5 protein-coding genes are annotated in these 4761 nt (G+C 70.4%); 1 reads left to right on the top strand and 4 read right to left on the bottom strand.

Going from position 1 to position 4761, the window contains the following annotated elements:
- Window positions 1-60 precede the first annotated feature (60 nt).
- From U9R90_RS10740 to U9R90_RS10725, 4 genes are all read right to left on the bottom strand, one after another.
- The gene (locus U9R90_RS10740; protein WP_411056183.1) at window positions 61-1209 is read right to left on the bottom strand and encodes an NlpC/P60 family protein; all 1149 of its coding nucleotides are present in this window, start codon (window positions 1207-1209) and stop codon (window positions 61-63) included.
- 119 nt (window positions 1210-1328) lie between these two features.
- Complete coding sequence (locus tag U9R90_RS10735) at window positions 1329-1610, bottom strand: hypothetical protein (RefSeq protein WP_411056182.1); 282 nt, start codon at window positions 1608-1610, stop codon at window positions 1329-1331.
- 10 nt (window positions 1611-1620) lie between these two features.
- Complete coding sequence (locus U9R90_RS10730) at window positions 1621-2370, bottom strand: TetR/AcrR family transcriptional regulator (protein ID WP_411056181.1); 750 nt, start codon at window positions 2368-2370, stop codon at window positions 1621-1623.
- A gap of 88 nt (window positions 2371-2458) precedes the next feature.
- A complete protein-coding gene (locus U9R90_RS10725) occupies window positions 2459-3397 on the bottom strand; it encodes an AurF N-oxygenase family protein (RefSeq protein ID WP_411056180.1) in 939 nt (312 codons plus the stop codon).
- Between the two features lie 177 nt (window positions 3398-3574).
- Between U9R90_RS10725 and U9R90_RS10720 the strand changes: the two genes are divergently transcribed.
- Window positions 3575-4684, top strand: coding sequence for a ferritin-like domain-containing protein (locus U9R90_RS10720; RefSeq protein ID WP_411056179.1), 1110 nt, complete (start codon window positions 3575-3577; stop codon window positions 4682-4684).
- The last annotated feature ends 77 nt before the right edge of the window (window positions 4685-4761 follow it).

Here is a 4761-nt window from a genome sequence, read left to right as displayed (position 1 = left end):
CCAGTCTGCGCGCCGGGCGGGGGTGGCGTTGGGGGAGGGGGGGGGGGGGGGGCCACAGCTCTAACCTGGAGCCCCCACCTCCCCGTACCCAAGGTCCGACCCCTCCGTAGCCCCCTCAGGCAGCTCCGGCGGGACGTACCCGGCCATCGGTGAAGCACCGGAATCGGGTCGCACCACTCCCAACAGAGGATTCGCCGCGATCGGCGAGACCTTGACCTTCGCGCCGGGCCGCGGCGCGTGGACGACCATGCCATCGCCCAGATAGAGCGCGACATGCGTCGCCTCGGGGAAGTACACCACCAGGTCCCCCGGCCGCACCGTCTCCAACGGCACCCGCGGCAGCTCGGCCCACTGCTCCTGCGACGTGCGCGGAATCGCGCGCCCCGCGCGGGTCCACGCACGTGAGGTCAGCCCGGAGCAGTCGTACGTCGCCGGCCCCTCCGCCCCCCACTCGTACGGCTTGCCGATCTGGTCCACCGCATACCGCAGCGCGGCCTTGCCCGCCCGTGAGGGAGCCCGCGGGGCCGGGCTGCCCAGCGCACCGGAGGCGACCAGTTCCTCCTGGGCTCTGGCGGTCTCCGACTCCTCCAGCTCCCGCAGCTGGGACAGCTGCTCCGCGCTCAGGTCGGCGAGCAACCGTTCGACCTCGGCCAGCCGCCTGGTAACCGTGTCCCGCTTCTTCTTGCGCTTCTCGGCCAGCGTCAGCTGCTTGTCCAGCGCCTTGCGGGACTTGGCGGCCAGCTCCTTGGCACGCCGCTCACCCGCGGTCAGACGGCCCACCGTCTGGGCCCGCTCGGCCGCCGCGCGCCGGATCAGATGGCCCTGGTCGAGAGCGTGCTGCGGGTCGCGGGCGAGCAGTAGCCGCACATACGGGGAGAGTTCGCTGGTGTCCTGGTACTGCTGCCGGGCCAGCCGCCCGGCCGCACCCCGGCTGGCGCCCAGGGCGAGCCGCGCCTTGGACAGGGCGCGGCCGAGCCTTCGGGTCTCGGCCTTCTGGGCCTTCAGCTTCTCCGCGGTGGCGTTGTACGACTCGGTGGCGTCCTCGGCTTTGCGGTACAGATCCTGAAGGTCCGTCAGCAGTTCGGCCACGGACGGCTCTCCGGCGAGCGGCTCGGGTTCGGGGGCCGGCACCGCGACCGCGGGCCCTCCCGCCAGGACCGCCGCCACCACCGTCGCCGTACAGACCAGGCGAAGAACGTTGCCCGACACAAGACCACCTCCACCGCGAGCATGCGGCGAAGGTGCGGGCGCCACCTGGTGACGGGGGCGATCCGGCCGTATCGGGTCACCCGTTCCGGGAGGTGCGGCGAGCCGGAATTGACACGACGTCAGTCAGCGGAGCCCTGCCGTGGCTTCGTCCAAGGCCACTTCGGGCCGTCGCTCGGCCGGCCCTCCGGGTCGTACTCGTACTTCCAGCCCCGAGTCAGGCCGTGCCGCTTGCCGTGTGCCACGGGCACCCTCCGGTACACCAGGACGGTGGGCTTACCGCCGTCCGCGTCCGGCACGGGAACCTCGTACACCTTCGGCGGATGCCCGGTGATGCCGGTCAGCACCGGCATCACCCGGCCGTCCAGCGGGCCGCCGACGAAGGGGGTGTCTTCGCTCTTCACGCCACCAGTGTCACAGCAGGTGGGCCGCGTCGCCCACCACGGGCAGTACGCGCCGGGCCAGCGCCCCGGCGCAGCCGTCGGGCCGCTCCAGGGCGAGGGCCGCGCGCAGGGCCGTCGCGGTCTGCTCGTCGGACGCGGCGGTGGCGGTCATCAGCGCCATGAACTGATCGAGCAGCCAGTCCCTCAACTCACCCACCGGCGGCTGCTTGCCCTCGTCCAGCCAGATCAGCGAGGCCGCCTCGACCGCCGTGATCCACATCCGCACCATCATGCGCAGCCGGGGCGCGGGCTCCGCCACCTGGAGATGGGCCAGGATCTGGTCCGCGGCGGCCCGTCGCACCCCGTCCACGATGGCGCTGGTACGCGATGTGGAGGCGACACTGCCGCCCTGGAGCAGCGCACTGAACCCGGTGTCATGCTCGTCCACGAAGGCGAGATAACGGTCCAGGGCGCGGCCGAGCCGCTCGGTGAGCGGGCCGGTCGGCGGCTCGGCGAAGCACTGCTCCAGGTCGTCGGCCGCCGAGCGCAGGGCGGCCTCGTACAGCTGCTGCTTGCCGCCCGGGAAGTAGCGGTACACCAGCGGCCGCGAGACCCCCGCGACCTCGGCGACGTCGTCGATCGAGACCTCCTCGGGCGCGCGGTGCGCGAAGAGGGTGAGCGCGGCGGCCAGGAGTTGGGTACGTCGCTCCTCGACGCTCAGCCGCCGGTACGCCGGGGCGGACGCGCGGGCGGGCGGGCGGATGGGAGCAGCCGGGGACATGCTCGCAGCGTAGTCGCAGAAACGTCCGCGCACCGGAGTGCGGGCACCGGACCGCGCTACGCCGGCAGCAGCGAGGTCACCGGCCCGGTCAGGCCAGCAGCCCCGAGCTGCGCCACAGCCGCCGCCCCGCACCCCGCAGGACCCCGATGTCATCGAGGAAGTCGGTAAGTCGCTTCGCACCGGTCTGCATGACCTCCCTGCGGTGGCCGCTCGCCTTGACCTGGGCGAGTGCCTCGCGCCGGTCCAGGCCGACGTCGTCGTACACCTTGGGGTTGACGAAGGCGAGCGAGAAGACCCGGGCCGCCTCGCCGGAGCTCAGCCGGGTGAGCTCGCGCTCCCAGCGCGGGGCGGTGACCATCTGGCGGCGCAACTCCTCACGCGCGTACCGCACATGACGTGCCTCCTCCACGACATGGATACGGGTCACCCCGCGCACCAGCGGCTGGACCCGCTCGTCGGGGAAGGTGAGCCGCTGCATCCAGTCGAGGATCTCCTCCCCGAGCAGCGTGCAGGCGAAGGACCCAGGGGTGGTGGAGACGGTCTTCAGTACGCGGGCGAGGTTGTGGTTGACCTTGGTGACGGGGTACGTCGGCGCCCCGGCCTTCTTGATCATGCGGGCGAACATCATCGAGTGCCGGCACTCGTCGGCGATCTCCGTCAGCGCGTACCGCACATGGGAGCTGGTCAGGGACTTGTCGTAGATGTGCCGCACCAGCAGCTGCATCAGGATGATCTCGAACCAGATGCCGAGCGAGGCCAGTGAGGCGGCCTCATGCCTGGCCAGGTCCATCCGCTGCTCTTCGGACATCCTCCGCCACAGCGGTGTGTCGTACAACGAGACGAGTTCTGGCGGCCAGAACCACTTGCCCTCTTCGGCGGGCGCTTCCCAGTCGAGTTCCTTGTCGGGGTCGAAGGAGTGCTTCGCGGAGGACTCCAACAGCCGCTCGGCCACCTGCTCACGGTCCTTGAGCAGGCCGAGAGCGTCCCGTAGCCCCTCAAGCGCGACGGCTTCCGTCATGGTCGTCATGCCATTCCCACCTAGTCGTGTGCGTTACCGGCGGTCACGTCTTATGAGACTGCGCGTCAGCAAGGGCGTCAATCCCCTGTGTGCGACTTGTTGACCACCCGTCTACCAACGTGTGAATCTGCCAACTACCGCGTCCGGTAAGGACGTCACGGCAGCCGCCGAGCGAAGGAGCCGTCAGTGTCGACGTACGATCGCTACACACACGCCCCCGCAGAACCGACCTGGCAGGTCCCCGCCACCGGCTCGGCCCGTTTCAGCTGGGAGTACGACGACGGGCGCGACCGCCTCCTCGCCCTCTACCAGAAGGGCAAGGACAAGCAGTGGGACGGCGCCAAGCGCATCGACTGGGACCTGGAGGTCGATCCGCACAACCCGCTCGGCACTCCCGACGAGGCGCTGACGCTGTACGGCACCCGCCACTGGGCGAAGATGACCGACCGCGACAAGGGCGAGCTGCGCCAGCACTACGCGTCCTGGCAGTTCAGCCAGTTCCTGCACGGTGAGCAGGGCGCCATGGTGTGCGCGGCGCGCATCGTCGAGTCCGTCCCCGACCTGGACGCGAAGTTCTACTCCGCGACCCAGACCATGGACGAAGCCCGGCACGCCGAGATCTTCGGCCGCTTCCTGCACGACAAGGTCGGTCTGGTCTACCCGATCAACGACAACCTCCAGGCGCTGCTCGGCGACACCCTGCGCGACTCCCGCTGGGACATGCCCTACCTGGGCATGCAGGTGCTGATCGAGGGCCTCGCGCTGGCCGCGTTCGGCATGATCCGCGACACCACCGACAAGCCCTTGCCCAAGCAGATCCTGGCCTACGTCATGCAGGACGAGGCCCGCCACGTGGCCTTCGGCCGGATGGCGCTGCGCGACTACTACGCGCAGCTCAGCGACGCGGAGCTGCGCGAGCGCGAGGAGTTCGTGATCGAGGGCTGCTATCTGATGCGCGACCGGTTGCGCGGGGCCGAGGTCCTGGAGAACTTCGGGATCTCCAAGGCGGAGGCCGAGGAGTACAGCGAGCGGTCCGAGTACCTGGCGCTCTTCCGCCAGCTCCTCTTCAGCCGCATCGTGCCGTGCGTACGGGACATCGGGCTGTGGGGCCCCCGCCTCCAGCAGGCGTACGTCGACATGGGCGTCTTCGAGATGGGCAACTCCAACCTGGACCAGCTGATGGCCCAGGACGAGGAGATCGCGGAGAAACTGGACGCGGAGCGCTTCGCGGCGGAGGAGTCTTCGCGGGTGGCGGAGGTCACCGCGACGATCAACTCGGGCCGCGCTCCGAACTAGCCCCCACGGTGCGGGGTGTCGGGGGTGAGGGTGCACCCTCGGGCTTGGTTGCACGGGTGCCCCGTGGCGGGGGGGGG

Origin of the sequence: Streptomyces sp. E11-3 (assembly GCF_046540415.1) — a bacterium.
Classification (GTDB): domain Bacteria; phylum Actinomycetota; class Actinomycetes; order Streptomycetales; family Streptomycetaceae; genus Streptomyces.
The sequence above is the reverse complement of the archived record's forward strand: the minus strand, read 5'-3'. Positions and strand labels throughout refer to the sequence as shown.